Origin of the sequence: Desulfatitalea tepidiphila, assembly GCF_001293685.1 — a bacterium.
Lineage (GTDB): Bacteria > Desulfobacterota > Desulfobacteria > Desulfobacterales > Desulfosarcinaceae > Desulfatitalea > Desulfatitalea tepidiphila.
The window spans coordinates 456,184-480,438 of the sequence record NZ_BCAG01000005.1 but is presented as its reverse complement, the minus strand read 5'-3'; the positions used below and the strand labels follow the sequence as shown (position 1 = coordinate 480,438).

24 protein-coding genes and 1 other RNA gene are annotated in these 24,255 nt (G+C 59.1%); 9 read left to right on the top strand and 16 right to left on the bottom strand.

All coding sequences use genetic code 11. From position 1 onward, the window contains the following. The first annotated feature begins 655 nt into the window (after positions 1-655). Both DFT_RS19850 and DFT_RS19845 read left to right on the top strand, forming a co-directional pair. On the top strand, positions 656-931 hold the full coding sequence (locus tag DFT_RS19850) for a type II toxin-antitoxin system Phd/YefM family antitoxin (protein ID WP_054032985.1): 276 nt from the start codon (positions 656-658) through the stop codon (positions 929-931). Next, a complete protein-coding gene (locus tag DFT_RS19845) occupies positions 931-1,257 on the top strand; it encodes a type II toxin-antitoxin system RelE/ParE family toxin (protein ID WP_054032984.1) in 327 nt (108 codons plus the stop codon). The genes DFT_RS19850 and DFT_RS19845 overlap by 1 nt, the downstream gene beginning before the upstream one ends. 15 nt (positions 1,258-1,272) lie before the next feature. Here DFT_RS19845 and DFT_RS19840 read toward each other — a convergent pair whose 3' ends face one another. The 12 genes from DFT_RS19840 to lexA form a co-directional block, all read right to left on the bottom strand. Then, complete coding sequence (locus tag DFT_RS19840; RefSeq protein ID WP_200907105.1) at positions 1,273-4,581, bottom strand: CHC2 zinc finger domain-containing protein; 3,309 nt, start codon at positions 4,579-4,581, stop codon at positions 1,273-1,275. Positions 4,582-4,583: 2 nt separating this feature from the next. Then, a complete protein-coding gene (gene recD2 / locus DFT_RS19835; protein ID WP_054032982.1) occupies positions 4,584-6,812 on the bottom strand; it encodes an SF1B family DNA helicase RecD2 in 2,229 nt (742 codons plus the stop codon). Further along, positions 6,764-7,246, bottom strand: coding sequence for an ERCC4 domain-containing protein (locus tag DFT_RS19830; RefSeq protein WP_011367843.1), 483 nt, complete (start codon positions 7,244-7,246; stop codon positions 6,764-6,766). Before DFT_RS19830 ends, recD2 begins: the two co-directional genes overlap by 49 nt. After that, complete coding sequence (locus DFT_RS19825) at positions 7,246-7,719, bottom strand: DUF669 domain-containing protein (protein ID WP_011367844.1); 474 nt, start codon at positions 7,717-7,719, stop codon at positions 7,246-7,248. Before DFT_RS19825 ends, DFT_RS19830 begins: the two co-directional genes overlap by 1 nt. 12 nt (positions 7,720-7,731) lie before the next feature. Continuing rightward, positions 7,732-8,502: an ATP-binding protein gene (locus tag DFT_RS19820; RefSeq protein WP_022661692.1), complete on the bottom strand. Its 771-nt coding sequence runs from the start codon at positions 8,500-8,502 to the stop codon at positions 7,732-7,734. Positions 8,503-8,528: 26 nt separating this feature from the next. Next, positions 8,529-9,545 (bottom strand): PD-(D/E)XK nuclease family protein, encoded by a 1,017-nt coding sequence (locus tag DFT_RS19815; RefSeq protein ID WP_022661691.1) that lies wholly within the window; start codon positions 9,543-9,545, stop codon positions 8,529-8,531. Further along, positions 9,542-9,877, bottom strand: coding sequence for a hypothetical protein (locus DFT_RS19810; protein WP_011367847.1), 336 nt, complete (start codon positions 9,875-9,877; stop codon positions 9,542-9,544). Before DFT_RS19810 ends, DFT_RS19815 begins: the two co-directional genes overlap by 4 nt. Before the next feature lie 104 nt (positions 9,878-9,981). Continuing rightward, positions 9,982-10,566 (bottom strand): sigma-70 family RNA polymerase sigma factor, encoded by a 585-nt coding sequence (locus DFT_RS19805; RefSeq protein WP_022661690.1) that lies wholly within the window; start codon positions 10,564-10,566, stop codon positions 9,982-9,984. Between the two features lie 195 nt (positions 10,567-10,761). Further along, the gene (locus tag DFT_RS19800) at positions 10,762-11,088 is read right to left on the bottom strand and encodes a hypothetical protein (RefSeq protein WP_011367849.1); all 327 of its coding nucleotides are present in this window, start codon (positions 11,086-11,088) and stop codon (positions 10,762-10,764) included. 322 nt (positions 11,089-11,410) lie between these two features. Continuing rightward, complete coding sequence (locus DFT_RS19795) at positions 11,411-12,475, bottom strand: hypothetical protein (RefSeq protein ID WP_022661689.1); 1,065 nt, start codon at positions 12,473-12,475, stop codon at positions 11,411-11,413. Further along, positions 12,468-13,634, bottom strand: coding sequence for a hypothetical protein (locus tag DFT_RS19790; RefSeq protein WP_022661688.1), 1,167 nt, complete (start codon positions 13,632-13,634; stop codon positions 12,468-12,470). Before DFT_RS19790 ends, DFT_RS19795 begins: the two co-directional genes overlap by 8 nt. Positions 13,635-13,680: 46 nt before the next feature. Next, positions 13,681-14,304 (bottom strand): transcriptional repressor LexA, encoded by a 624-nt coding sequence (lexA, locus tag DFT_RS19785; protein ID WP_022661687.1) that lies wholly within the window; start codon positions 14,302-14,304, stop codon positions 13,681-13,683. A 302-nt stretch (positions 14,305-14,606) separates the two neighbouring features. Between lexA and DFT_RS19780 the strand changes: the two genes are divergently transcribed. The 4 genes from DFT_RS19780 to DFT_RS19765 are packed head-to-tail and all read left to right on the top strand — an operon-like array spanning position 14,607 to position 17,406. Continuing rightward, positions 14,607-14,849: a hypothetical protein gene (locus DFT_RS19780; RefSeq protein ID WP_027189106.1), complete on the top strand. Its 243-nt coding sequence runs from the start codon at positions 14,607-14,609 to the stop codon at positions 14,847-14,849. A 34-nt stretch (positions 14,850-14,883) separates the two neighbouring features. Further along, entirely contained in the window at positions 14,884-15,408 is a 525-nt protein-coding gene (locus DFT_RS19775; protein ID WP_054032981.1) for a DUF2924 domain-containing protein, read from the top strand. Further along, positions 15,401-16,987 carry a recombinase family protein gene (locus DFT_RS19770; RefSeq protein ID WP_054032980.1) on the top strand — a complete coding sequence of 529 codons (1,587 nt, stop codon included), beginning with the start codon at positions 15,401-15,403 and terminating at the stop codon, positions 16,985-16,987. Before DFT_RS19775 ends, DFT_RS19770 begins: the two co-directional genes overlap by 8 nt. Then, positions 16,984-17,406 carry a hypothetical protein gene (locus DFT_RS19765; RefSeq protein WP_011700568.1) on the top strand — a complete coding sequence of 141 codons (423 nt, stop codon included), beginning with the start codon at positions 16,984-16,986 and terminating at the stop codon, positions 17,404-17,406. The genes DFT_RS19770 and DFT_RS19765 overlap by 4 nt, the downstream gene beginning before the upstream one ends. A gap of 419 nt (positions 17,407-17,825) precedes the next feature. On the opposite strand, the gene ssrA is transcribed toward DFT_RS19765, so the two are convergent. From ssrA to DFT_RS19750, 4 genes are all read right to left on the bottom strand, one after another. Further along, positions 17,826-18,179: a transfer-messenger RNA gene (ssrA, locus tag DFT_RS25265) on the bottom strand. A 144-nt stretch (positions 18,180-18,323) separates the two neighbouring features. After that, a complete protein-coding gene (gene smpB / locus DFT_RS19760) occupies positions 18,324-18,785 on the bottom strand; it encodes an SsrA-binding protein SmpB (RefSeq protein ID WP_054032979.1) in 462 nt (153 codons plus the stop codon). A gap of 3 nt (positions 18,786-18,788) precedes the next feature. Continuing rightward, on the bottom strand, positions 18,789-20,564 hold the full coding sequence (gene ptsP / locus DFT_RS19755; protein ID WP_054032978.1) for a phosphoenolpyruvate--protein phosphotransferase: 1,776 nt from the start codon (positions 20,562-20,564) through the stop codon (positions 18,789-18,791). Between the two features lie 7 nt (positions 20,565-20,571). Further along, positions 20,572-20,853: an HPr family phosphocarrier protein gene (locus tag DFT_RS19750; RefSeq protein ID WP_054032977.1), complete on the bottom strand. Its 282-nt coding sequence runs from the start codon at positions 20,851-20,853 to the stop codon at positions 20,572-20,574. Between the two features lie 208 nt (positions 20,854-21,061). On the opposite strand from DFT_RS19750, the gene DFT_RS19745 reads away from it, so the two are divergent. The 3 genes from DFT_RS19745 (at position 21,062) to DFT_RS19735 (ending at position 24,224) form a co-directional block, all read left to right on the top strand. After that, positions 21,062-21,712, top strand: a complete 651-nt coding sequence (locus DFT_RS19745; protein WP_054032976.1) for an LOG family protein — start codon at positions 21,062-21,064, stop codon at positions 21,710-21,712. Positions 21,713-21,729: 17 nt separating this feature from the next. Further along, positions 21,730-23,313: a PAS domain S-box protein gene (locus DFT_RS19740; RefSeq protein WP_054032975.1), complete on the top strand. Its 1,584-nt coding sequence runs from the start codon at positions 21,730-21,732 to the stop codon at positions 23,311-23,313. Positions 23,314-23,462: 149 nt separating this feature from the next. Beyond that, entirely contained in the window at positions 23,463-24,224 is a 762-nt protein-coding gene (locus tag DFT_RS19735; RefSeq protein WP_054032974.1) for an ABC transporter ATP-binding protein, read from the top strand. Positions 24,225-24,255 lie beyond the last annotated feature (31 nt).

Below are 24,255 nucleotides of genomic sequence, written 5' to 3'. Positions count from 1 at the left end.
GGCTCATGGCTTCGGGCTCCAGAAATACGGGTTAATCGCTTTTCCCGTTACTTACCGGAGCCCATGGCCATGTGACGGCGGACCGACGCTTTCGCTTGTAATCGTTTTTTTAGCGAGTGGCCGTTTTGTAACTGTTTTTTGAGGTCTCTAAACGTTTTTCCAGAAACCGGCTGACTCTGCGGTGGATATCTGCGGTGGTTGCGGTGGTTGTGCGGTGGAAGGTTTTCTCGTCCCACCGCAGGGGGTGGTGCGTTGTTTGTTTATTATTTCTCGATAGTTATAAAGATAGAGAAGAAGGAGTGCGGTGGTTGCGGTGGTATTTGGGGAATGTCTCTCACGCTGGGCCGGAATTTCTCTGGCGGGGGACGCCGGGTTGGTGGGTCGAAAAAATATTTCAGCCCATAGGGGGTGAGACCTCTGGATTTACCACCGCATCCACCGCAAAGGGCATGAAAGCCTTGTCTGGCAAGGGTTTGGCGTGCGGTGGTCATCCACCGCAAGGGACAGCGGTGTTCACCGCACCACCGCAAAAGAAAAGGACGCCCGAGAGCGTCCTGGATGGTTTCCCGATTCACCACTGTGGCGACTCGGAGCGTTTCAGATTGACAGTTGACCTTTTTTCGGACTATATTTGGTCATACAAAGGAGGATGGTTATGAAGCTATCGAGTCAAATCAAACCGATCAGTTACCTGAAAGCCCATGCCGCAGAAATCGTGCGCAACATGTCAGGGCAAGGTGAACCCCTGGTCATCACTCAGAATGGCGAAGCCAAGGTCGTGATGCAGGACATCGAAAGCTATGAGCAAACCCAGGAGACCATGGCTCTTCTGAAGATTCTTGCGCTCGGCACGCGTCAAGTCGAGGAAGGCAAAGTCCAGCCCGCCAGTGATGTCATCCAGCGACTTCGAAATCGGAGCAAGAATCGCTGATGGCTTTCCAGATATTACTGACCGACGATGCGTCACGGGATTTGGAGGAGTTGTACGACTACATTGAGTCCCACGACGCGCCGGGAAAAGCGGACTACGTTCTCGATCAAATAGAGAAGGCCTTTTCGAGCCTCTCCGAGAACCCGGAGCGAGGAGCCTATCCAAAGGAACTGCTGGCCGTCGGACTTCGCGAGTACCGTGAGATATTTTTCAAACCCTACCGCATCATCTACCGGGTCATGGCCGAAAATGTTTATGTCATGGTGATTGCCGACGGCCGCCGCGATATGCAGACGTTGTTACAACGTCGTCTATTACAGGCATAACTCTCCAGTTCTGCCTCATTTCCCCCTGTTCGCGCTGATCCGATACTCAAAATTCTTGGTGTGGGCGTTGCGCTGCCGGTCGATGTCGAACCCTGCGTCCCGGATGACGTCCAGGTCGTTGCTGATGCGCCGACCGAGCTGGGCGGGCTTCTTGTATTCGAACTCGAGGTTGAATTCCCGGCCGACTCTGCGTAGCGCCGCGAGCAGCCTTCCCGCCGACACCGGTTCCATGGTGTTCTCGTTCTCGAACCGCACCTGGTAGCGCTCGATGAACCCCACCACGTGGTTTGCCCGGTCGTCCTCGCCGTAGCGAGCCTTCTCGTCCAGCTCCACCGCGTTCCGATAAGCGTGGAAGAGCGACGCCAGCGCCGTGGCGATGGGGTTCGACTCTCGCGCCATCTCCTGGCTGGTATCGTTGATGGAATGGATCTGCTCGATGAACAGCGGGCTCAGATCCTCAAGTCCGGTAGTCACCTCGTGTTCCTCGGACCCGGCCAGCATCATCAGGTACATCAGGCTCAGATAGTCGTTGCACCGGCGCTTGCCATGGGTCGGCATGGTTCGGTGCAGCAGGCGCATGACCTGTTTCTGGGCTCCGTCCCGGATCATCGCCAGCACATGGCTGGTCCGCTTCATGATGGCCGAGATGATCAGGTCCCGGTTTTGCTGGATGGCGGAGATGACCTCCGATTCCAGAAAGCAGTCGCTGGCCTGGTTGGCGAGGTCGAAGTTGATGACGAAGGACCTCGAAAGGATCTCCGAAAGCTCCCCGCACAGCGGCTCAATGCCGGTGGTGTTCAGCAGGCATTTGGTCCGCTCGGTGATGGTCTCGCTGTCGGTGCCGCTCTTCCGTTTCTCCTTGGCGATGCCTGTGATGCTGGTCAGCATGAAAGTGGTCAGATCCTCGGTCATCTGCTTGACCTCGATGTTGTCGAGGACGATGAGCGGGTTCTGCGAGCCATCGGTGTAGTTCGCCGCGTCGGTTGCCTTCTTGTGCTGGGGCTCGCCGAAAAGCAGCGTCGACGTGATCTTGCTGGCGGTGGTCTTGCCCGATCCGGCCGAGCCCTCGAAGCGGGTCATGGGCCGCGTTCCGGCAAAGTCGATCAGCAGGAAGCAGGAGAGCCAGGAAAGGATGAGAAAGCGATCCCCCTGCGGACAGGTCATGTTGCCCACCAGCAGATCGACCAGGAGCCGGTCCGCCTCTTCGAGGTCGGCGTCGGGCAGGAATTTCAGCGGCTTCATCTTCCGCGAGCCGTCCAGGATGATGCCGTCCTCGTTGCCGCCGTTCTTCATGATCTGAATCTCGTCCGGGGTGATCTTGGCGATTTCGTGCTCCGGATTGTTCAGATTGAAATAGACGGTGTAGGAAGCCACATCGGTGTGCAGCCAGGAAAAATGGTCGCGCACCTGGCCACGGATCATGGCCAGGCTGGGCAGTACCTCGAAAAATGTCCGTCCGCCGCCCGTGGTCGGCACCATGCCCGTGTGCTTATAGAGCATGGCCGCGTAATGGCGCTTGCGACCTCGGTCCGGTGAATCCATCCAGTAGATGGCGTTGTCGAAATACATGAAAGGCTCGCCCTGCAGGGTGTGAAAGAACTGGGCACCGTTGGCGGTGAACCAGTCGTAAGCGGCCTCGGCGGCCAGGGTGTAGTCGGGAGCGCCGTTCTCCAGTTCCGTGTCGATCAGCACCTCGTCGACCCTGGCGCGGCACGATCCGGGCATCGCGCCGGACATCCGCTTGGCCTTCTTCTTTTCGTTGCGGAACTCGACCTTGCGGTCCTTCTGGATGGCGCGGATCTGCTCTTTGAGGGTGGCCATCGAAACGCCACCACCGATGCGCTCCTGCACCAGCTTCAGCAGACGGGCCTGTTCCAGGGGAGACTGCTCGGAGATCTCCCCCAGGATCGGTTCGAGCAAGCGGTTGCGTTCCTCTTCCTCAGCGCCCTCGGGAAGCGAGCGCACGCCGAACTCGATGGGCGTGCTGGCTTCGGCGAGCAGACGTTCGAAATCCTCCCGGGTATGCCCGGCGGCAATGTAATCGTTGACGTCGATCTTGGCGGTGGCGAGAAGCGCCTCGGCCGCCTGAATCTCTTCGGCGGGCCGTCCCGCCAGCAGCTTGGCCAGCTCCTTCGGCCCCACGCTCGCCGTCAGGCCGAAACGTTCGGTCAGCTCCTGCCGGGCTGAGATCTGTGTCTCCGACAAGGGCAGCGTCACCAGGCGGGTGTCGATCTTGTGTTCGGCCAGGGTGCGGGCGGTTTGCAGCGCCCCTTTGAGACCGGCCTGGGAAAGTTCGTTGTCCTGGCAGATGTAGACGGTTTCGACGCCGCGCAGCTTGGGGATCAGGCGCTCCCAATCGGCGGCCCGGATGCGGACGGTGACCGGCGACACGGTGGGCAGGCCCAGTTGCATCAACGCCAGGCAATCGGTCACCCCCTCGGTGATGATCACCTTGCCGGGCCTGGCCAGCAGGCAGTCCTCGTTGAACAGCAGCGCGTTGTTGATGAAGTCGGCGACGTAAGGCCGCTGGTGCTCGTCGTGAACCGGCAGCTTCTTGTATTTCCCTTGCTCCCAGCCCACGTCCGGGGTCCACGGCGTCTTGCGGCCGATCATGAACACCACCCGGCCACGGCTCCAGTACGGAAAGACGATGCGGCGCTCGAAAAATGGCGTCAGGCCGTCCTGGCTGGTGGGCCTGAAAGCGCCGGTGGCGGCGAGCTCTCGCTTGGAGAAGCCGTCTTCACCCCCGGTCAGTTGGGCGACCGCGCCGGACGCGTTGTCCGCATAGCCGATCAGGAGATCGTCGATGGTCTCCTCGCTCAGGGCATATTTGGATTTCAGCCAGTCGAGGACCTCCTGCGACTCCTTGAGCCTGGCGTGGTAAAGCCTGGCCAGCGCCGTCAGCGCGTCCTTGACCCGCAATTCGAAGGCGCGGTCGGCCTCTGTCTGGGCCAGACGCTCCTGGCTCAGGCCATAGCGCGACAGCGGCGGCAAGCCCGCCTTCTTGGCGAGATAGTCTCGGGCCTGGCGGTGGCTGTCCGGCATCGGTCCGGATTGCCCGGCGGTGACCGAGCCTGTCTGAATGAACTCCACGAGCTGCAGCACATCGCCGCCGACTCCGCAGCCGAAGCAGTACCAGCCCTGTTTGTCGAGCATCACGTGCAGCGACAGGCGCGACTGGCTCTGATGGTTGGGGCAGTCGCACATCAAGCGCTGGCCGGTCTCCTGGGTGATCCGTCCCGGCAGGAGTTCCCGGGCCACGTCACCGATGTCCATCTCGGTGACGAGCCGGTAATACTCCCTGACGTTATCCGTTCCGCCCATGCTCATTCGGCCTCCGCGACACGGGCGAAATCGGCATCCGCGTGCTGGACGGCGTCCAGAAACAGAGGCAGGAAGGTCCGGCGGTCATCCACCTGGCATCGCTTGGCGCAGTTCTGGATGCCCCAGTGATCACCCAGAACAATGGCGGTACGCCGGGCGCGGGTCACCCCGGTGTAGAGCAGATTGCGGTGGTGCATGAAGGAATGCGCCTTGTGAACCACCACCACAGCGCAGGGGAACTCGGAACCCTGGGTTTTGTGGATGGTGAGCGCATAGGCGAGCTGCAGATCCTGCAGGTCGGGCGACCCTTTCTCCAGTTCCACCGGCATGCCGTCGAAGTCGATGACCAGGGTGCCGTTCGCGAGGACATCGACCACATGGCCGATGGCACCGTTCATCACGTTCAGGTCGTAATTGTTCCGGGTCTGGATGACCTTGTCGTGCTTGAGAAACGGGGCGCGGCGGCCCATGGCGACCGGCGGCACCTCGGTGTTCCAGAGCTTTCGCTGGATGAGCCGCTGCAGCTCCTCGTTCAATTCCTTGGTGCCGAGCGGACCCTTGTGGGTCGGTGTCAGCACCTGCACGTCCTTGATGATGTCGAAACCCAGGGCATCGAGCCGCTCCTGAAACAACTCCAGCAGGAACGAGCGTGCCGCCATCGGGTCGGTGAACTGATCCACCAGATACCAATCCCGGCATCCGCCCACCGACGCTTCGCTGGTCTTGCGCACCTCGCCCTTGAGAACGGCGGTGCAGTTCTCCTTGAGGACGCCAGCCTGGCGCACGACCTTGTCGAGGATGACCGTGGGGATGGCGCGTGTCTGGATCAGATCGCGCAGGATGTTTCCGGGTCCCACCGGCGGAAGCTGGTTGTGGTCCCCGACCAGCAGCACCGTGGTCCGCGACAGATCGACCGCCTCGAACAAGTGCCAAGCCAACGGCACATCGACCATCGAAAACTCGTCGACCACCAGGACATCGGCATCGATGGGGTTCTCCTTGCTACGCGAGAAACCCTTGCCGTCATAGCCGAGCAGGCGGTGGATGGTGGTGCCGCTACGGCCGCTGACTTCCTCCAGGCGTTTGGCGGCCTTGCCGGTCGGCGCGGCGAGAACGACCTCCAGATCGCTCTCCTCGCAGATGGAGTTGATGACCGAGATGGTGTAGCTCTTGCCCGAACCGGCTCCACCCGAGATCAGGCTGATGCTGTGTTGGAGGGCCGAGCGCACTGCGTCGAGCTGCTTCTCGTTCAGCGTCGCCGCGCAGCGCCGAATCAGAGCATCGAATTTCTTGACGGACTGAAAATGAGGGTTGGGTGTTTCGGCCTGGCCGAACAGCGCGGCCAGCTCCCGCTCCATGCGGACGATCTCCGGCAGAGCGACCACGAAACGCCCGCCGTGGGAATCGCAGGAAAGCGCCTGTTCTTCGATGAGCGCGTCGAGGGCGCTCTCGATACGAACCCGGCTGTCCAGGGCATCCATGACCAGCAGTAGATTGGCCTGGTCGACCAGATCCTCGTATTCGATCCAGCAGTGGCCATTGTCCAGGGCTTCACGGACGCAGAAATTCAACCCGGCCCGGATACGAGGGGTATGGTCCTTGGGGGTTCCCAGCTTGCGGGCAATCTTGTCGACCTTCTTGAAGCCGAATCCCCGGATCTCCCGAATGAGAATGTACGGGTCTTCCTTCAGGATATCGAGGCAGTTGCCGCCGAGTCTTTCGACCAGGGTGGTGACCTGATGATGGGTCAGGCCGAATGCCGACAACCAGGCCATGACGGCGTTGACGCTGCGGTTCTTCAACCATTCGTCGCGCAGCCGCCGGGCCGCGTCCATGGGTAGCCGGGCTTTCAGCGCGATGCGTTCGGGGTCACTCAGAAGGGTTTCTTCAAAGGCGTCGCCGAAACTCTCGACGATCAATCTGGCCTTGGCCGGACCAATGCCCTTGATCTCCGGATGGTTGGCCAGATAGTGGATCAGCCCCTCCGGATCGAGTTCGAGATCGTGCTCCATCCCGTCGACCTTGAACTGACGGCCGTATTTGGGATGGGTGGACCACGACCCGAGCAGGACCACAGGCTGATTTTCACGGGCGAACAAATTGCCCGCGAACTGGACTTCCTCACCGGTCGGGGTGAGCAGTCGGCCTGCGGAGAACTTGGGTCCGGCATAGTAAACGCGCTCTATTCTTCCCCGGAGTCGCGCCGGGTTACTCTCATTTCTTTTTGGCATCTCGCGATCCTCCGGTGAAAACGTGTCAGGTACTCCTCGACAAAACGGCAGGCGGCCTGCCGGTCCGAGCAGAAGTAGACGGGGACACCGAAGTCGACGACGATGGAGGCGACCGTTCCGATCAGCGCGTGCGGGTGGGCATCGCTGCGGTAGCGGCCATCGACCAGATCGCGAAAGTTGCACTCGACAACCACGCAGGCGGATTCGTAGGCGGAGAGCTTTTCCAGTTCGCGATGGAACCGCTTTCGCCCTCGGATGACGGTGGAGACGAAATCCGTCAGGGATTTACGCTCCACCGCCACCCGTTCCTCGAGGCCGACCAGCGAGTAATCACCGGCGGGCAGCGCCTTGCGAACCGCCGAAACCTTGTCTGTATCGAAGCTGTAGGGCTCCTGTTCGCGGGTGTCGACGACAACGGTGATCCGGTCCATCATCAGAACGGGATCATGTCGTCCATCGCCGCGCCGGGAGCCCCGGCATCGTCGGCCATGACAATGCGACGGTTGAAGTAGATGTTCTCGTTTTCACCACGAGTGCGTTTGGTCACCTCCAGCTTGATGTTGAGAAGCTGCTCGAGGTGGCCCGGCAGGTCGGAGAGTTTCTGAAGCTGCAGCCCGCAGGTGTAGAGGTCCTGCTTGAGCCACTTGATGTTCTCGTTGCTGGCCATGACGTTGTTACGCCAGAGCAGACGGCCCTTGTGGGTCGGCGCGAGAATGCGCAGGGTCCACTTGAGCATGGGATTGCCCGAGGTCTGGGCGCGGGTCAGTTCGACCCGGTCGACGTTGACCTGGTACTTGCCGTCGGGAACGGCCTCGAACTCACGTTCCTCGACTTCGGCGGTTTCGAAGGCGTCGTCGAACTGCGCCAGGTCGAGGTTGCTGTTGGATTGGTTTTCGTAGTGTTCCATGGTCGGATCTCCTTACTGTTGGGGTTTCGCCGCCGCACTCGCGGTCGGCTCCGGCTTCGGCCGGGCGGCACTCGCCGCAGCTCCGGCTGCCGTGTTGTTGAAGGCTTTCATGAAGCTCGAAAAATCGAGGGGGATGACTTCGGGGAGGCGACCGGTGCGGTCACCGGCGTCGTAGTTGGGACTGGGCTTGGTGCGCATCACGCGCTGCCATACAGGCTTGCCGTCCTCGCCGGTTTTCATGTCCAGGTCGCAGAACAGGATCAGGTCCACCAGACCGGTGACCAGCTTCCGCGCCTTTTCCGGCAGCGTCGGCACGATGCGGGTGTGTTTGCCGGTCCGGGTCTCGATGTCCCGCTCCTGGGAGTGGGAAATCAGGATTAGCCCGTAGGGCAGGAAGGCGAGCTTGTTGATGACGCGCTGGAACTCGTTGTTGATCAGCGCGTAGCCCTTGCCGTAGCCCAGGTCGGATTCGTGCTCGATCTTGAATTTCTTGCAGACGTAGTCCGAGCACATCTTGTAGGCGTTATCCACCGTGTCGACGACGATGGTCTTGAACTCGTGCTTGCCCTCGGCGATCTCGGCGCAGGCCTGCAAGAGGTCGTCCCAGCAGGTGATCGGGGTCTGGAACACCTCCAGGGCGTTCAGGCCCGGCTCGGTCGCCAGGAACAGTGCGTCATCGGCCTTCGAGCACCAGGTGCTCTTGCCGATCTTGCTCGGGCCGTACACCAGGGCGGTGAGATCCGAGAGCGTGTGTTTGGGTTTGCTTTTGGTCTTGGGAAGCATGGCTTCGTCTCCTTATGGTTGGGATTTCAGAACACCGGAGCGGCGTCTTCACCGGCTCCGTCCCGCAGCTCTTCGTGCGGGGCGATCCGTTGGAAATGGTTTTCGATGACGTTGGGGTTGCCGCCCGAGCGGCAGAGCTGGAAGTAGGCGCAGGGCCTTCCGTACTGGAAGCAGTAGCTGGTGTTGCGGTAGAAGATGTCGCGCCGACGGGCGTCGAGCATGGCCTTGGAGAGTTCCCACAGCTCCGCCCGCAGTTCCTCGAACTGGTCGCGGGAGATGTAGAGCACCTCGCGATGAAACATGCCCGGCTCGAGGTACTTCTCCTGGAGCCGTTGCTGGAAGGTTTCGTCGTCCTCCGGCAGCTTGCGCTTGGCGCTGCTCTTGCCGGTTTTCGACTTGGCGATCAGCTCCGCCCGCCGGGCCTCGAATTCGGCTTCGGTCTCACCCTTGCCCTGACGCAACTTGGCCTTGACCAGGACGTTGTAGATGATGCCGCTGACCGTGATGCCGAGGGTCTGCTCCAGGTACCAGGCGTAGAGGATGATCTGGAAATCGGTCCACAGCCGCTCCAGGTAGCTGGCGTCGATCTGCGAGGCGGTTTTGTGTTCCAGTAGGAAATACTGGCCATCCTGACGGACGATGCCGTCCACCTTCCCGGCGAGAATGAAACTGCGCGAGGTCGCCCCGGTCGCCGGGTTGACGATGGGACCTTCGAAGGTTTTCTCGAGCGCGACGACCTCGAACTCTTCGGCCGGGTAGTGTTCCGCATAGGCGCTCATCATGGCCCGGGCGAGATGCCAGTCGGCCTGTTGATGGTCGTCCTGCGCCCGGTTCGGATAGGTCCGGTCGATATGGTCGAGGACCTTGGACAGATTCCGCTCGCCGTGCCAGCACTCCAGGCAGTCGTGGATGACCGAGCCGAAGGCCAGATTGGGGTCGCGCTCGAGCGGCACCAGCTCGTCGATGTAGCGCCACTTGCAGGCCATGCGGCAGTTGCGGAACAGCCGCCACATGGAATAGGTGGTGGTCATCAGCTCGCTCATACCGCCACCCCCGCTTCGGCGGCGGGCGCTGCGCGATGCTTGGAGGCACAGGCGCAACCCGACGGCTGGGTACGTTCGATCAGGACCGAGCGTTCGCCGTATTCCTTGGTGGCGAAGCCGGTGAAAATGCGGGCGAGGTCGCTGCCGACATCGGTGGAGGCGTCTATCACGCAGGTGCGTCGGGCCTTGTCCAGATTGAACCGGCTCTCCATCCGCACACGGGAACGGCCATGCAGGCTTTCGACGGCCAGCATCGCCAGCATGAAAGTGTCTTCCAGTTCCTGGGCCGGGACCGACTCGTCAAAACGGTACTTGTAGGTGTCGTGAGTCATGGTTGAACTCCTCTTTCGTTCAGGTTCAGATTTCCGAGGCCCCGGATAGCCGCACCATGCGGCACGGTGCTTACTTACCGGAGCCGGAGCCGATGCGTCGGAGATCACAGGTAGTCCTCAAGCCCGGCCTCGCGGAACGCGTCCCGCAGCTTGCTCAGCCGGTCGTAGAGGGTGGTTCTGGGGATGCCCATCTCCCGGGCGATTTCGGCCATGGTGCTGTCGTGCAGGCGCACGCACAGATTCCGGAGCTCTTCCGGCAACGAGGCGATGGCCAGGTCGAGATCCATGCGGATCTCATGGGCGAGACGCTCCCTTGTCTCGCGGGTGCCGCTTCCCAGAGAGCCTTCGCTGTCCAGGAAGTCGATCCGCTCGGTGGTGTCGCCTTCGCCGTTGTCGAGGGGTTCGTTGAGTGAGGTTTGGCAGAGCCGCCAGTCCCGGCATTGGGCGAACCGGGCCTCCAAAATGGTGGAGATGTGACGTTCGACGATCCGGGCCATGAAGGTGGTCTTCTTGGCCTTGGCGGGATTGAAATGCCGCATCCGCTGCAGCAGATCGATCATCAGTTCCTGTTCGAGGTCGTGTCTGTCGTCCTCGGTGAATCCGGCCTTGCCTACGAGTTGACGTGCTTTGTGCCGAATGAGGTTGGCGGCATACTTGTCGATGCCGTCGTAAGAATTCTGTGAAACCATCGGGGCCTCCTCGGAGCGAGGAGGAGGTCCGCGTGGGTGTCGGCACGGGCCAGATCACAGGACAAAGCTGTCGCGTGGGCGAAGGGGTCGCAGGTACGCCGCCAATTGCCGTATTCGGCTCGGCGACACCCACAACAGCCTCCGCCATGCGTCCAGCTTGTTGTCCAGTGTCTAAGGGTTCAGGTCGTTACGTGTTCAGGCTGCCCGTTCCTCGATGCGCATCAGGAACGGGAGACCGTGCTTGATTTCGAGCAGGCAGACTTTTCCGCTGCCCATCTGCGCGAGATGCTCCAGCAGCGCCACGACCTCTTGCTTGAGGATGAAGTCATCCTGGTCGCGCTCGGGCCGGGGACCGCTCTGTCCGCCCAGCTTGATCTCGCGCTCGATGACCGTATCAGGGGTGAGTTCCGGCTCGCCGTCGCGGACCGGAATGTTGGTGATGCGGCCGAAGTTGATGTCCTGCATCAACTCGATGAGTCGCCGCTTCGGTGGGGTGAGGTGTGCTTTGCTTGTCTGGTTCATGCCGAACCTCCTTCATTTCTGGACCGACCGGGAGACAGGTCCGGCATGAATTTCCCGGGTGGCGGTCGTGAACTTTTTGTGTTCACCAGACCTGTCACCCTGCTTTGGCGAATTTTCGTTGCGACCCCCAAAAACGCCCTGGCTCAAGAAGGAGGAAAGCCCGTAAGGCTCTGATTGGTGGTGGATTTACAGAGGAAAACTTTTTTAACTTTTTTTGCCCGGCCCCAGTGAAATTTCACCGAGCGGGCCTCCAAGACGCAAAAAGCCCCGATCCAGAATCCTGAATCGGGGCTATAGATTTGTCGGGCGCTAAAAAGGGTGGTCAGTAAACCTCGGCACCTTCCGGGAGGATGCGGAACTTACACCGGTAGGTCTTGGTGTCCTTGATCCATTCGATGGGATCGTCATCGAGCCGGAAGAATTCCCGCAGGTGCTTCGACAGCTCTTGCTTCTGTTTCTTCAGTTTGTCCGACGCGTATCGGCTGTGCCAGTCGATCTCGCCACGGGAGTTGGCAAACCCCTCAAGCAATTTCCATTGTTCGGTAGGATTGCCATTCTTCCTGCTCGCCATTCCCATTTGCGTATAGGTGTATCGACCGCTCTGATCTCCCGCCCATATTGTGACGGTATGGCCATCACGGAATTGAATCTTGATTTGCGCCCATGTGGTGCCCGGCGGTGTTGAAAAAAATACCGTGCCGCCAGAATCCGGCTCAGGCACCTGGCCGATAAGGGGTGCGAATATTGCGGCCTTGTCCCGACGGGTCATAAACCGTGGTACATCTCCCAAGTGCAGTTCTTCGTTCAGCGCAATGAAGGGGCTGCTTCTCTGCGCCAGCAGTGTTTCAACTGCAGGACTAAGATGAAGGCGCGTGGGCGCGATCAGGACAAAGGGCTTGGGGATCGAGAGACATAATGATCGAACGACCTCTGCCAGCGCATCCATGCTGTCCTGCATCGTCAGAACAACCGGGAAGTCCATCCCCGCCGTGGGTATGAAATCGCCCAGTCTCCATGTATGGGGCAGTCCATCGAGTTTCGACTCTCGGTGTTCTATTCCCAAGGCCGTGCAGATAGCGCCATTGATGGCTGACTGCTTGAGCCGGTAGATCAGGGTCTGCCTTGTGGTGAGTTGGACGGCTGGATATTCCTTTTCATTGCAGATGGCCCGGATGTTGGTCTTCACATGGGTGACAACACTCCGTGGGCATCCGAGGCCACATTCCGTTGGGCAATCCACGGCGGTCGCGTGATTCTTGGTCAGTTGAAGGAAGTGATCCCGAAACAACGGGTATCGGTCCCAACCGGAGAGCGCCTTATCCCAATCGAACAGCGCCGCCGACTTTCCAGGCAATCTCTCCAGATATGCCCAGAAGGGATCACTCATCCGATGTCCCTCCGGCTCCGACAATAAAGCCCCTGAGTCCGAGCCAGCGCTCGATAACCTCGGCATCACCATCCCGCTTGAATTGCGCCCGGTTGCCTGAACTCAAGGTGACCGACCTGGGCGTCTTCGAACCGTCGAATTTAATCTGGAAGCTTGCCTTCACGATCTTTCCGCCTGCGGGAAGGGATTTTTCCCGATCACGAAGGGAGGCAAACAGATCCTCGGACCGACGAATCTCGACGTCCTTATGAGCGCCGCCCCAAAAGACCTGAACTTCCTTGAGCCTGACATACTCGATGCCATCGACGTCGTCACATAGGAGCGCGTCCTCACCAATTTGCCGCAAAGGTTCCAGGTCAAATCGGCTGCGTTCGTTGAAGAACTCTTCGTCTCCGAACAGGTGAAATCCAAATTTCTTGCGGTAGAGCTCCTTCTCACCTTTGGTTTCTGCGTTCATACGGATCTCCCCGATGACGGGGTTGTATGCAAGCACGTCGAATTTTTCAGGACGAAAATACTGGCTGGTGGACTCACCGGCCTCAATGACCGCCTCACGGGCATAGGGCTTGCCATGGCGCACGAGGTACCATGTGTGACCCTCTTTGGGATAGACGAATACCTTGGAATACTTACCTCGACGTTTCTTGGAAAACCATTCGTCGAGATCGGACTCAAGGGCCGCGAGGGTTTCCTCGGATGGCAGCACGAAATCCGGCAGCGGGTTTTTCTTGGTCTTAAAATACTCGAAGGACCTGACGTTCATGAAGAACTGCTCGGCGTGTACCTTCTCGATGATTTCCCGGTCAGCCATCCAAACCTGGATCGCCAAGTCTGCAGGGGCGGCGTTCTCGCCAATTTCCACGTCGATGTCCGTTCCGGCGATCTCATCCTGAATGGAGTCAAAACCCTCGGGGGTCGAAACCTCATTCACATAAAACAGCGCCTCGGCCAGATCATCCGGGGTCGTACTGTCCGGCGTCAGCAAAAGGTGGCTGAGGGCGTTGTAGTCCAGGCCATCTTCCTGCTGGACTGGTGGCAACTCTACGCCGCGAGCTGAAAAATAAGCGGCATGAGGTTCCAGAAAGGCAATGAGATGCTTCCTGTCGATTCGCCGGAGCATCTCCGGCTTCGAAAAGCGGCGTAGGTTAAAAGTTGCCATCAATTACTCCTGTCGTTTTGTCGTTACTCTTCCATGTCTGTCTCGATCAATTCCGTTTCCATCCAACGACCTTGCCTAAAACTCGAAGGTCATCCTCCGGCCTGATCCGGATCTTTCGTACCTCCGGGTTCTCGGGCACCAATTCGATGAGCTCGTCTTTGATTTTCAGCCGCTTGACGGTTGCCTCGTTGTTGAGAAGCGCGACAACGATGTCTCCGTCCTCGGCGATGGGCTGCTGCCGCACGATGATCAAATCACCATCGTTGATACCGGCACCGACCATGCTGTCACCCACCGCACGGAGTGCGAAGTGCTTTCCGGAACGAACCACGGCTGACTCGACCAGCACCTGGCCGGTGATGTTCTCTTCGGCCAGGATGGGGCTGCCAGCGGGCACCACGCCCACAATCGGTACAGCTACCAGGGCGGCGGCCATCTCTCTGGGACGGCGGGCGACGGCAATGCCGCGAGACTTCCCGTCCTCTCTCTTCAGGTATCCCTTGCGCACCAGTTGGTTGATCCGGTCGTGGGCACTCGCCGGGCTGATTTCAAAGATCTCGCTCAGTTCCTTCACCGTTGGAGGGAAGCCCTTGGCATTGACAAAACGACATATCGCTTCGAGCGTTTTCCGCTGCAACGGCGTTATCTCATCCGTCTTCGCTTTGCCCATGGCGTCTCCATTTCTGTTGAAAGACAAAAAGGCGCAATGCGCCAGCAAACCCTAATAATATAAACCTGATGCATATCAGGTCAAGAAATAATCTCACACCTGATTTCCGACACTTCCACGAGCCCCTCGGTAGGTAAGGCATTGAAGAATGCCGGTTTGAAACCGGACGAGTAGTTAGAAACCAGATAACCGACCAGAGGCGGAGCTGAGGCGGTTGTGGGTGCCATCGAACGCGCATCCCGACCGCCGCCGTTTTCTGGCATCCACACCATCCAGCCCCCCGGTCCCACCGGAGGTGTTCGATGTTGGATGTACAGGAAATGAATGATGGGCCGGGGCTTGATGACCTTGGCGAAAACGGCAAACCCGGCCGCCTGTCGAGTGAGGCGAGGCTCCAGTCAGCCGCCTCGATTCTGGCCACGGCGGTCCTGCGCCGAAAGGCAAAAAAAGCATGTGTAGGCAATGAGTTAGAGATTTTCGAAGATTCTTCCCCCGTGCTCGGAGAAGGACTTGATTCATTGCCGGAACAGAGCATTCATTCATGACAACTCGTCCGGAAACAAAAATAAGGAGTTGAAAATGAATGAGTTACAGAACGCCGCTACGGGCGGCAAGAATCAGGACCGAACCCGAAACTCGGTTCTTCGGCAGATGGCCCTGCTGCAATCCATGTCCCTGGAGCAGCTCCGGGAAAAATGGCTCGACCTCTACGGTGAAGAGCCGCCCCAGTACAAGAAGCAATTCCTCATCAAGAGGCTGGCCTATCGCATCCAGGAGCTTTTCTACGGCGGGCTGTCCGAGCAGGCCAAGGTCCATCTCCAGCAGGCCGCCAAGGAGGACCCGGTAGCCACTGTCAATCGACGCATCCCAGAAGAGCGGAAATCGAACGAGGCGATCCTGCCCGGAACCAGACTGGTGCGGGTCTGGAACGACCGGCGCTACGAGGTGATCGTCCTTGCCGATGGCTACGAGTTCGAAGGTCGCACCTTCCGGTCGCTCAGCGCGGTGGCCAGGGAGATCACCGGGACGCGCTGGAACGGCAAGGTCTTTTTCGGACTGAAGAAGGTTTACGGCAGAAAAGCCGAGGGAGGTTCGAATGCTTGATAACAGCAATGTCTCGCCCGGCAAGAACAAGACCCTGCGCTGTGCCATTTATACCCGCAAGAGCCACGAGGAAGGGCTCGAACAGGAGTTCAACTCGTTGGATGCCCAACGGGAGTCGGCGGAACACTATATCGAAGCCCAGAGAATGCGTGGCTGGACGGCTCTGCCGGATCGCTACGATGACGGCGGTTTCTCAGGTGGGAACATGGAGCGCCCGGGGCTGCGCCGACTACTGGCGGACATCGACGCCGGGAAGATCGATGTGATCGTGGTCTACAAGGTCGACCGGCTGTCCCGCTCGCTACTGGACTTCATGAAAATGATCGACCTCTTTAACGAGAAGGGTGTCAGCTTCGTCTCGGTTACCCAACACTTCAGCACCACCGACCCCACCGGCCGAATGTTTCTCGGCATCCTGATCACCTTCGCCCAGTACGAGCGGGAGGTCATTGCCGAGCGTATCCGGGACAAGGTGGCGGCTGCCAAGCGCCGGGGGAAATACTGCGGCGGCGTACCCATCCTCGGATACGACGTTGACCGGGATAATAAGAAGCTGCTGGTCAACCCCGATGAGGCCAGGACGGTGCAGTACATCTTCCGCCGCTTTATCCAGATCGGCTCGGCCAAGAAGCTGGGCCAGGAGCTGAACGAACAGGGTTACCGCACCAAGGCCTGGACCACCAAGAAAGGCAAAGTCCGTGAGGGCTCCGAATGGAACACCGCCCATATCTACCGGCTGCTCAACAACCGGATCTATATCGGCGAGATCGCCCACAAGGACCGCAGTTACCCCGGCGAGCACGAAGGGATCATCGACCGGGCGACCTGGGACAAGGTGCAGGCCATCCTGGAGGACAACAAACCGGTCAAGGTATCCATGGCCAGAACCAAAATGGTCGCCCCGCTGAAAGGCGTCATCCGCTGCGGCCACTGCGGATGCTCGATGGGACCGACCTACGCCCGCAAGAACGGCCGCCACTACACCTATTACATCTGCCAGAAGGACAGCAAACGGACCGTGAGCCGGTGCCCGCTCAAACGGATTCCCGCCGGGGACATCGAGCAGGCCGTAGTCGAGCAGTTGAGTGCGGTGTTCCGCACACCGACGCTGGTGGCCAAGACCTACTTCGCCGCCCGGGACATCGAGCAGGCGGAGCGGGAGCGTCTGTTCAAGCAGAAAGCCCAGCTCGAGATGGAGCTGTCGCAGGCGCGGGAGCAGGCACTTGAACTGATGAAGCCCGGCAACGATCAGCCGGGCAAGGCCGAGATGCTGACGACCGTCAACGGCCAGGCGGTCGAGCTCTCGAAACAACTGACCCATGTGAGCGAGCGCTGCAGAGCCTACCAGGGGAACAGCATCACGGAACAGGATGTGTCGGAGGCCTTCCAGAATGTGGAGGGCTTCTGGGAAGACCTTTTCCCGGTGGAGCGGAATCGCCTCATCCGCCTCCTGGTGGACAAGGTGGAGATCCGCGAGACCGGAATCGACATGGAGCTGCGCACCAACGGACTGACAACGCTCATCGCCGAGCTGGCTGGTCTGGCATGCGAAGTCACTGAACGGAGGACAAACCGATGAAAATGAAGCCGACCATTACCGTTGCCGACAACGGCAACCTGCAGATCCACATCCCGATGCTGATCCGGCGCATGCGCGGCCGCAAGACGGTCATCGCTCCCCAGGCCCTGGATGGAGAAATCACCGGAGCGCAGGAACCGGTGCAGTCCGCCGTCCTCCAGGCGCTGGGCAGGGCCTTTTCCTGGGCCGACATCCTCGAATCCGGCCAGATCAAGTCCATCAGCGAGCTTGCCCGTACCCTCGACGTCGATGGCTCGTATGTGGCCCGCATTCTCAAGCTGACGACCCTGGCCCCCGACATCGTCGAAGCCCTGATCAACGGTGAGGAGCCCAACGGGCTCTCGCTGGCCAAACTGACCCAGACCTTCCCGGAGGACTGGGCCGAGCAGCGCCGCCAGTTCGGCTTTGCCACCGACTGACGACCGGACCGGAGACCGCCCCAGAGAGCCGACCACCAACGTCGGCTTTTCTTCTTTAGGGGGCAGGAAGCCGGAGTTGACCGCGCTTCTTTTCATGGCCGAGGCGGGCGATTTCGAAAAAAACGTCCGGTTGCGGCATCGAACGATGACATAAGACAACCGCCCAAAATGGCAATCAGCCGCAAACCCATATCAATCAAGGATGTAGCTTTCCGGACGAGCTTCGGACTTGGTCCGGAGAAAACAGAGAATCAGGGGCCAAACAGAGAAAGAAAGGCTGGAAGATGGGGAGAATCGATGGTGCTAAGAGGTGCTTTGGAAAGATGTGAAACGGGCGCAAACCCTTTAGAAACAAGGGAAAAAAGAAAACCCGTCACCCCGGAGAATGACCCCAGAGAGACGGGTTTGTCTTTTCTAAATGGTGGAGGCGGCGGGAGTCGAACCCGCGTCCGAGAACATTCCGCACTGGCGTCTACATACATGTCCCGGTGTTTAGTTTCGCGATTCAAGGCTCCATCGGGCCAAAGGCTGGAACCGCTAGCCTGCTAAAATTTCATCCATGTCGTAACAGGCATTCAACATGAACTGATCCCGCTAGTCGACGCCCTCACCGAATCCGCAGGAGTGAAACGGCAGGACGGCAGCTGACTAAGCAGCTACGGCGTAGTTATAATCGTCTGCGATTATATTTAGTTCCCATCGAGTTTACGAGCCGATGAGCACTCGGTATGCAACCAGCACTTCTTTGCCCCCGTCGAAGCCGTTTCGCCCCCAATGGGTTGGTTGAACGGCGGGGTGTGCTGACGTATGTCAGAGAGCGATCGAACGCACTAAATTAATGATGCCGGGCGCGTTTGTCAATGCGATTGTTTGGATTCGGCCATATGTCTGCAAGGCCGATCCTGAGCCATCAGGGCCTATTTGTAATCCTTGCGCTGGCGTTCCAGGTCGCGTTGTTCGTCGCGGCGGCGGATGGTGTCGCGTTTGTCGTGTTGGTGCTTGCCTTTGGCCAGGGCCAGCTCGAGTTTGACCTTGCCGTCGCGGAAATAGAGGCGCAGGGGCACCAGGGTGTGACCGCGTTCGTTGATTTTGCCGTAGAGCTGTTTGATTTCGTGTTTGTGCATGAGCAGCTTGCGCACGCGCAGGGGGTCGTGGTTGTCGTAGTAGGCGAACGGGTAGGGGCTGATGTGCAGCTGGTGGATGTAAACTTCCCCTTTTTTGATGCGGGCGTAGGAATCCTTGAGGTTGGCGCGGCCCTGGCGCAAGGACTTGACTTCGGTGCCCTTGAGGACCATGCCGGCCTCGAAGCGGTCTTCGATAAAGTACTCGTGGCGGGCTTTACGGTTTTCGGCGATGATTTTGATGTGATCTTTTGCCACGGGCTATCGCTCCCATTTCATGTGATTGCCGTTGTTCAGCAGGCTGCCGTAGGTGCTATCCATCAGCCGTTCGATCTGGTCGGTGGTGGTCAGTTTCAGCAGTTCGTCCACGAACTTTCTGGCCTGTTCGACGTTCAGCATGCGGATGGCGTTTTTGACGACCGGAATGGCCTGGGGGTTGGTGCTCAGTTCATTGACGCCCATTCCCACGAGAATCGGGGCGTAGATGCTCTCGCCCGCCATTTCGCCGCACATGAAGACGGGGATGTGGTTGTGCTGGGCCGCTTCGGTAATGTGTTTGATCAGGCGCAGCACGGCCGGCGTGATCGGGTTGTACAGATAGGCCACGTTGCGGTTGCCGCGGTCGATGGCCATGGTGTACTGGATCAGGTCGTTGGTGCCGATGCTGAAAAAGTCGACCTCTTTGGCGATGGCATCGGCCATGATGGCGGCCGAGGGCACCTCGATCATGACACCGACGGGAATACGATCCTGGTGGGGCAGGCCATCTTTTTTTAACGACCTGGCGGCTTGCGCCAACAGCTTTTTGGTCTCGATGATTTCCTCAATCTGGGAGATGAGGGGCAGCAGGATGCGCACCTGGCCGTAGTGGGCCGCGCGCAGGATGGCGCGCAGCTGGGTGAGGAACACGTTGGGTTTTTTCAGACAATAGCGGATGGCCCGTAAACCGAGGACCGGGTTCTCCTCCTGCTCGGCGGTGTAGGCCACGGCCTTGTCGCCGTTGATGTCCAGGGTGCGGATGGTGACCGGTTTGTCGGGGATCACCTCGACCACGTCTTTGTAATTTTCGAACAGCTCATCCTCGGTGGGAAAGCTGCTGCGCGCCAGGTATTGAAATTCTGTGCGGTACAGGCCGATGCCGTCTCCGCCTCGATCGCGCACGGCCACCACCTCTTCGGGCAGTTCGATGTTGCCCATGACGGCCATCTCCAGGCCGTCCTTGGTTTTGGCCGGCAGGTGGCCGCTGCGGGCGTAGAGGGCGCGGCGCGCCTCGAATTGGCTTTTCCGGGTTTCGGCTTCGGCCAGGGTCTCCTCGCTGGGATTGACGACCACGGTGCCGGAAGTGCCGTCCACGACGATGATGTCGTCGTTTTGAATAATGCTGGTGGCGCGGTCGAGGCCGAGCACGGCCGGTATTTCCAGGCTGCGGGCGATGATGCTGGTGTGGGAGGCCCGGCCGCCGCTGTCGGTGACAAAGCCCATGACCCGCTCGAGCTGGATCTGGCTGGTTTCGGCCGGCGACAGGTCGCGGGCCACCAGGATGACCCGTTTGTTGATGCTGCCGATGTCGACGCATCCTGCGCCGGTGAGGTGTTTGAAGATTCGGTCCGAGACGTTGGCCACATCTTCGGCGCGGTCGCGCAGGTAGGCGTCACCCATGCCTTCGAAGAGGGGTTTGATCGACATGACCACCTTACGCAGGGCCCATTCGGCGTTGATCTGCTCCTGTTCGATGGTTTCGATGGTGCGGCCGTAGAGCATCTTGTCTTTGAGCAGCACCGCGTGGGTTTCCAGTATCTTGGCGTTTTCGCGCAGCTCTTCCGGGGTATCGTTGATGATGTGGTGCAGTTCGTCGACGGCTTTTTTGACGGCGGCTTTGAAGCGTTTTTTCTCCGCTTCCAACTGCTTGCCGCTGACGCTGTACTTGGGCATGACGTCCACGCCCTCTTTGTCGACCAGGTAGGCTTTGCCGATACAAATGCCCGGGGATCCGCCGATCCCCCGCAACATGATCTCTTGTGGCTCTTTTTCCGGCATGTCTTGCTTATTCTCCAAAGCCCGTATTAAACAACTCGACGATGCGATCCAGAATTTGCTGATCCGCCGGGTCATCGATCCGCACCCGCACCCGATCACCCTGGCCGGCGCCCAGTGTCAGAATATCGATGATCTGTTTGGCGTCCACCTCGTCCTGACTGGTTTGCAGCCATACACCGTCAACGGCTTGCTGAGCCGTTTTGGCAAGTTTGGCGGCCGACCGGGCGTGCAGTCCCAATTCGTTGACGATTTTCAGGTCCCGGTAGAGCAATTGATCGCTGTTTGCCATTTGAGTTTGCCAAAAGGATAGCCATCGGGGATCGTGATGGACGAGATGGAAAGGCGGCTATCATTTTAAATAAAGCTGATTTTAGTACCATTATCGTTCTGAGGTGTCAACGGGGTTTGGTTGACAATGTTATAATATATTGATAAGAAACAGTTTATTTCAATCCGGAGCGGTTTGGTCCAAGATAGTGTATAATGACAGGAGACTTATGGAAAAGCAATTTTTGATCGACGATTTGAAGCTGAGTGAGTCGTGGCGCCTGTTTCGCATCATGGGGGAGTTTGTCGAGGGCGTGGAAAGCCTCTACGAACTGGGTCCGGCGGTGAGCATTTTCGGATCGGCGCGGATTCCGCCCACCGATCCGGTTTACCAGAAGGCCGAGCGCATCGCCGAGCTGTTTGTGAAAAACAAGTTTGCGGTGATCACCGGCGGCGGCGGCGGTGTCATGGAGGCGGCCAACAAAGGGGCTGCCAAGGCCGGCGGCCCGTCGGTGGGGATGAACATCAAGCTGCCTTTCGAGCAGGCCCCGAACCCCTATGCCGATATCCAGCTCGAATTTAAATATTTTTTCATCCGCAAAGTGATGTTTATGAAGTATGCTTTTGCCTATGTGGCCATGCCGGGAGGGTTGGGCACCCTGGACGAGGTGTTCGAGGTGATGACCCTGATTCAGACCCGGCGGATCAAACCATTTCCGGTGATCCTGGTGGGCAGCGACTACTGGTCCGGGTTGCTCGATTGGATCCGGTCGCGATTAAGGGATACGGGCAAGATTTCGCCCGAGGACATGAATATCGTTCAGCTTCTCGACGATCCGGAAGAGGTGGTGGCTGCGGTAAAACGGGTCGTGGTGATATAAACAGGGATGGAGTGACCTTGGTTGAACAAACCCCATATGACCGCCTGACGCGCGAGATGGAGGCGCTCAAGGCGCAATCCGAGCGGCTGATCGCGGCCGAGGGGGCGGTCCAGCGCCACAATGAATATTTAAAGGCGCTGCACGAAACAGCGTTGGGATTGATCGACAAGCTCGATCCCCAGGAACTGCTCCAGACCATTCTCGAGCGCGCCGTGGCCCTGGCCGGCACCCGGCATGGTTTTTTTTATCTTCGCGAGCCCGACGACGAATACATGGATATGCAGGTCGGCATGGGGTTTTTCAGCGGCCAGTTGGGGCGCAGGGTGCATTGCGGGGAGGGGTTGGGCGGCAAGGTATGGCAGTCGGGGCGTCCCCTGGTAGTGGATGATTACCAGCGCTGGTCCGATCGTCTGCCTGATGACTCGCTGGACCGGTTGCATTGCGTGGTGGGCATCCCGCTCAAGTTCGACAAGCGGGTGCGCGGTGTCATCGGGTTGGGCCATGTGGCGCCGGACCGTCGCTTCGACGCGGAAGCTGTCCAGCTTCTCGAGCGTTTTGCCGCATTGGCATTGCTGGCCCTTGAAAAGGCCGAGCTCTATATGGAGGTGCGCCGCGAGCTGGGCGAGCGGCAAAAGGCAGAGGCGCGCATTCGGGAGAGCGAGCAGCGCTACCGCAATTTCCTCGAATCCTCCCCCGATCCCATCGTGGTGTACAACATGAAGGGGACCGCCACCTATGTGAATCCGGCATTCGAGCAGACGTTCGGCATGTCGCGCCAGGAGATACTCGGGGAGCGGATCGATTTCGTGCCCCCCGAGGCATGGCCCGAGACGCGGGCCGCAATCGATGCCATGCTCCACGGCCAGACGATCAAGCTGTTCGAGACCCAGCGCATGACCAAGGATGGCCGCATACTCGACGTGCAAATCAGTTCCTGCCTGTACATGGACGATTCGGGCAATCACGTGGGCAATATCGTCACGCTGCGGGACATATCCGACCGCAAAAGGGCCGAACGGGCACTTCGCAATTACCAGGACCAGCTCGAAGCCCTGGTGCAGGAGCGCACCGGGGAGCTGAACCTGGCCAACGCGCAGCTGGGCCGGGAAGTCGAAGATCGCAAGCGGGCCGAAAAGGCCTTGCGCCGGCGCGAGGTCGATCTGCAGGCCCAATCCCAGCATCTGGAAGAGGTCAACACGGCTCTGAGGGTGTTGCTCAAGCAACGCAGTGAAGACAGGGACGAGCTGGGCAACAATGTGATGAACAACGTCAAGGAGCTGGTGCTGCCCTATCTGGAACAGATCCAGCAGACCCGACTGAGTACCCGTCAGCAGACCCTGATGCGCATCCTGGAGTCCAATCTGAACCACATCGTGTCGCCGTTCGTGCAGCGGCTGTCGGCCCGCATGGCAGGCCTGACGCCGGCCGAGATCCGCATCGCCAACCTGATCAAGGAGGGCAAGACCAACAAGGAAATCTCCGGGGTGATGTTCATTTCCAAAAACACGGTTTTGTACCACCGCCACAATATCCGCAAGAAATTGAAGCTCGCCGGCACCGCCGTAAACCTGCGCTCCCACTTGCTGACCATGGACGAGTAGCGGGAAAAGCCCACTATTTTGCCGCTGTTTTATCAACTTGACAATGTTTCAAGCCCTGCGTTTTAATACAGTCACCAGTCCAATTGATCCGAATGCCGGTTCGCACCAGTAAAAACAACCTAAAAATTGATGACTGTCTCGGGCAATCTATGAACCCTCTGACTGTTTCCAACGTGACCCTCACCTTCGGCGGACTGCACGCGCTGACCGAAGTCAACCTCTCCATCCAGCCGGGATTGATCACCTCGATCATCGGTCCCAACGGTGCGGGCAAGACCAGTCTGCTCAACTGCATTTCCGGGTTTTACCATCCCACCCGCGGCACCATTCGATACGGCGAATATAACTTGACCCATGCATCGCCCCACCAGGTGTCCAGCTGGGGCATCGCCCGTGCCTTTCAGAACATCGAGCTGTTCGGTGGATTGACGGTGTTGGACAACCTGATGCTCGCCCGCCATCGCAAGCTGCGTTACAGCTTTTGGCACGCCGTGATCTACAAGGGCAAAGCCAGCCAGTTGGAGGCCGAAAACAGGGCCCGCGTGGAGGACGTCATTGATTTTATGGAGCTGGAACCCTACCGCAAACAGCCGGTCGGCAATTTGAGTTACGGCGTTCAAAAGCGGATCGAGGTGGCCCGTGCACTCACCCTTGCGCCTGATCTGCTGCTGCTCGACGAACCCATGGCCGGCATGAACATCGAAGAGAAGGAAGATATGGTGCGTTTCGTGATCGATATCCAGAAAGAACGACATACCACGGTGGTGCTGGTCGAGCATGATCTGGGGGTGGTCATGGATATTTCCGACCAGATTTACGTGCTGGATTTCGGAGAGGTGATCGGTGCCGGTCGACCCGAAGAGGTAGCCCGGGACCCGAAGGTGGTGGAAGCATACATTGGCGAAGATTGACGACACCGTAAAAAGTCCAATATCTGCGTTT

Coding starts and splice junctions, on each gene's coding strand:
- DFT_RS19850 (WP_054032985.1), top strand. CDS start 656: ATGAAGCTATCGAGTCAAATCAAACCGATCAGTTACCTGAAAGCCCAT.
- DFT_RS19845 (WP_054032984.1), top strand. CDS start 931: ATGGCTTTCCAGATATTACTGACCGACGATGCGTCACGGGATTTGGAG.
- DFT_RS19840 (WP_200907105.1), bottom strand. CDS start 4,581: ATGGGCGGAACGGATAACGTCAGGGAGTATTACCGGCTCGTCACCGAG.
- recD2 (WP_054032982.1), bottom strand. CDS start 6,812: ATGCCAAAAAGAAATGAGAGTAACCCGGCGCGACTCCGGGGAAGAATA.
- DFT_RS19830 (WP_011367843.1), bottom strand. CDS start 7,246: ATGATGGACCGGATCACCGTTGTCGTCGACACCCGCGAACAGGAGCCC.
- DFT_RS19825 (WP_011367844.1), bottom strand. CDS start 7,719: ATGGAACACTACGAAAACCAATCCAACAGCAACCTCGACCTGGCGCAG.
- DFT_RS19820 (WP_022661692.1), bottom strand. CDS start 8,502: ATGCTTCCCAAGACCAAAAGCAAACCCAAACACACGCTCTCGGATCTC.
- DFT_RS19815 (WP_022661691.1), bottom strand. CDS start 9,545: ATGAGCGAGCTGATGACCACCACCTATTCCATGTGGCGGCTGTTCCGC.
- DFT_RS19810 (WP_011367847.1), bottom strand. CDS start 9,877: ATGACTCACGACACCTACAAGTACCGTTTTGACGAGTCGGTCCCGGCC.
- DFT_RS19805 (WP_022661690.1), bottom strand. CDS start 10,566: ATGGTTTCACAGAATTCTTACGACGGCATCGACAAGTATGCCGCCAAC.
- DFT_RS19800 (WP_011367849.1), bottom strand. CDS start 11,088: ATGAACCAGACAAGCAAAGCACACCTCACCCCACCGAAGCGGCGACTC.
- DFT_RS19795 (WP_022661689.1), bottom strand. CDS start 12,475: ATGAGTGATCCCTTCTGGGCATATCTGGAGAGATTGCCTGGAAAGTCG.
- DFT_RS19790 (WP_022661688.1), bottom strand. CDS start 13,634: ATGGCAACTTTTAACCTACGCCGCTTTTCGAAGCCGGAGATGCTCCGG.
- lexA (WP_022661687.1), bottom strand. CDS start 14,304: ATGGGCAAAGCGAAGACGGATGAGATAACGCCGTTGCAGCGGAAAACG.
- DFT_RS19780 (WP_027189106.1), top strand. CDS start 14,607: ATGTTGGATGTACAGGAAATGAATGATGGGCCGGGGCTTGATGACCTT.
- DFT_RS19775 (WP_054032981.1), top strand. CDS start 14,884: ATGAATGAGTTACAGAACGCCGCTACGGGCGGCAAGAATCAGGACCGA.
- DFT_RS19770 (WP_054032980.1), top strand. CDS start 15,401: ATGCTTGATAACAGCAATGTCTCGCCCGGCAAGAACAAGACCCTGCGC.
- DFT_RS19765 (WP_011700568.1), top strand. CDS start 16,984: ATGAAAATGAAGCCGACCATTACCGTTGCCGACAACGGCAACCTGCAG.
- ptsP (WP_054032978.1), bottom strand. CDS start 20,564: ATGCCGGAAAAAGAGCCACAAGAGATCATGTTGCGGGGGATCGGCGGA.
- DFT_RS19750 (WP_054032977.1), bottom strand. CDS start 20,853: ATGGCAAACAGCGATCAATTGCTCTACCGGGACCTGAAAATCGTCAAC.
- DFT_RS19745 (WP_054032976.1), top strand. CDS start 21,062: ATGGAAAAGCAATTTTTGATCGACGATTTGAAGCTGAGTGAGTCGTGG.
- DFT_RS19735 (WP_054032974.1), top strand. CDS start 23,463: ATGAACCCTCTGACTGTTTCCAACGTGACCCTCACCTTCGGCGGACTG.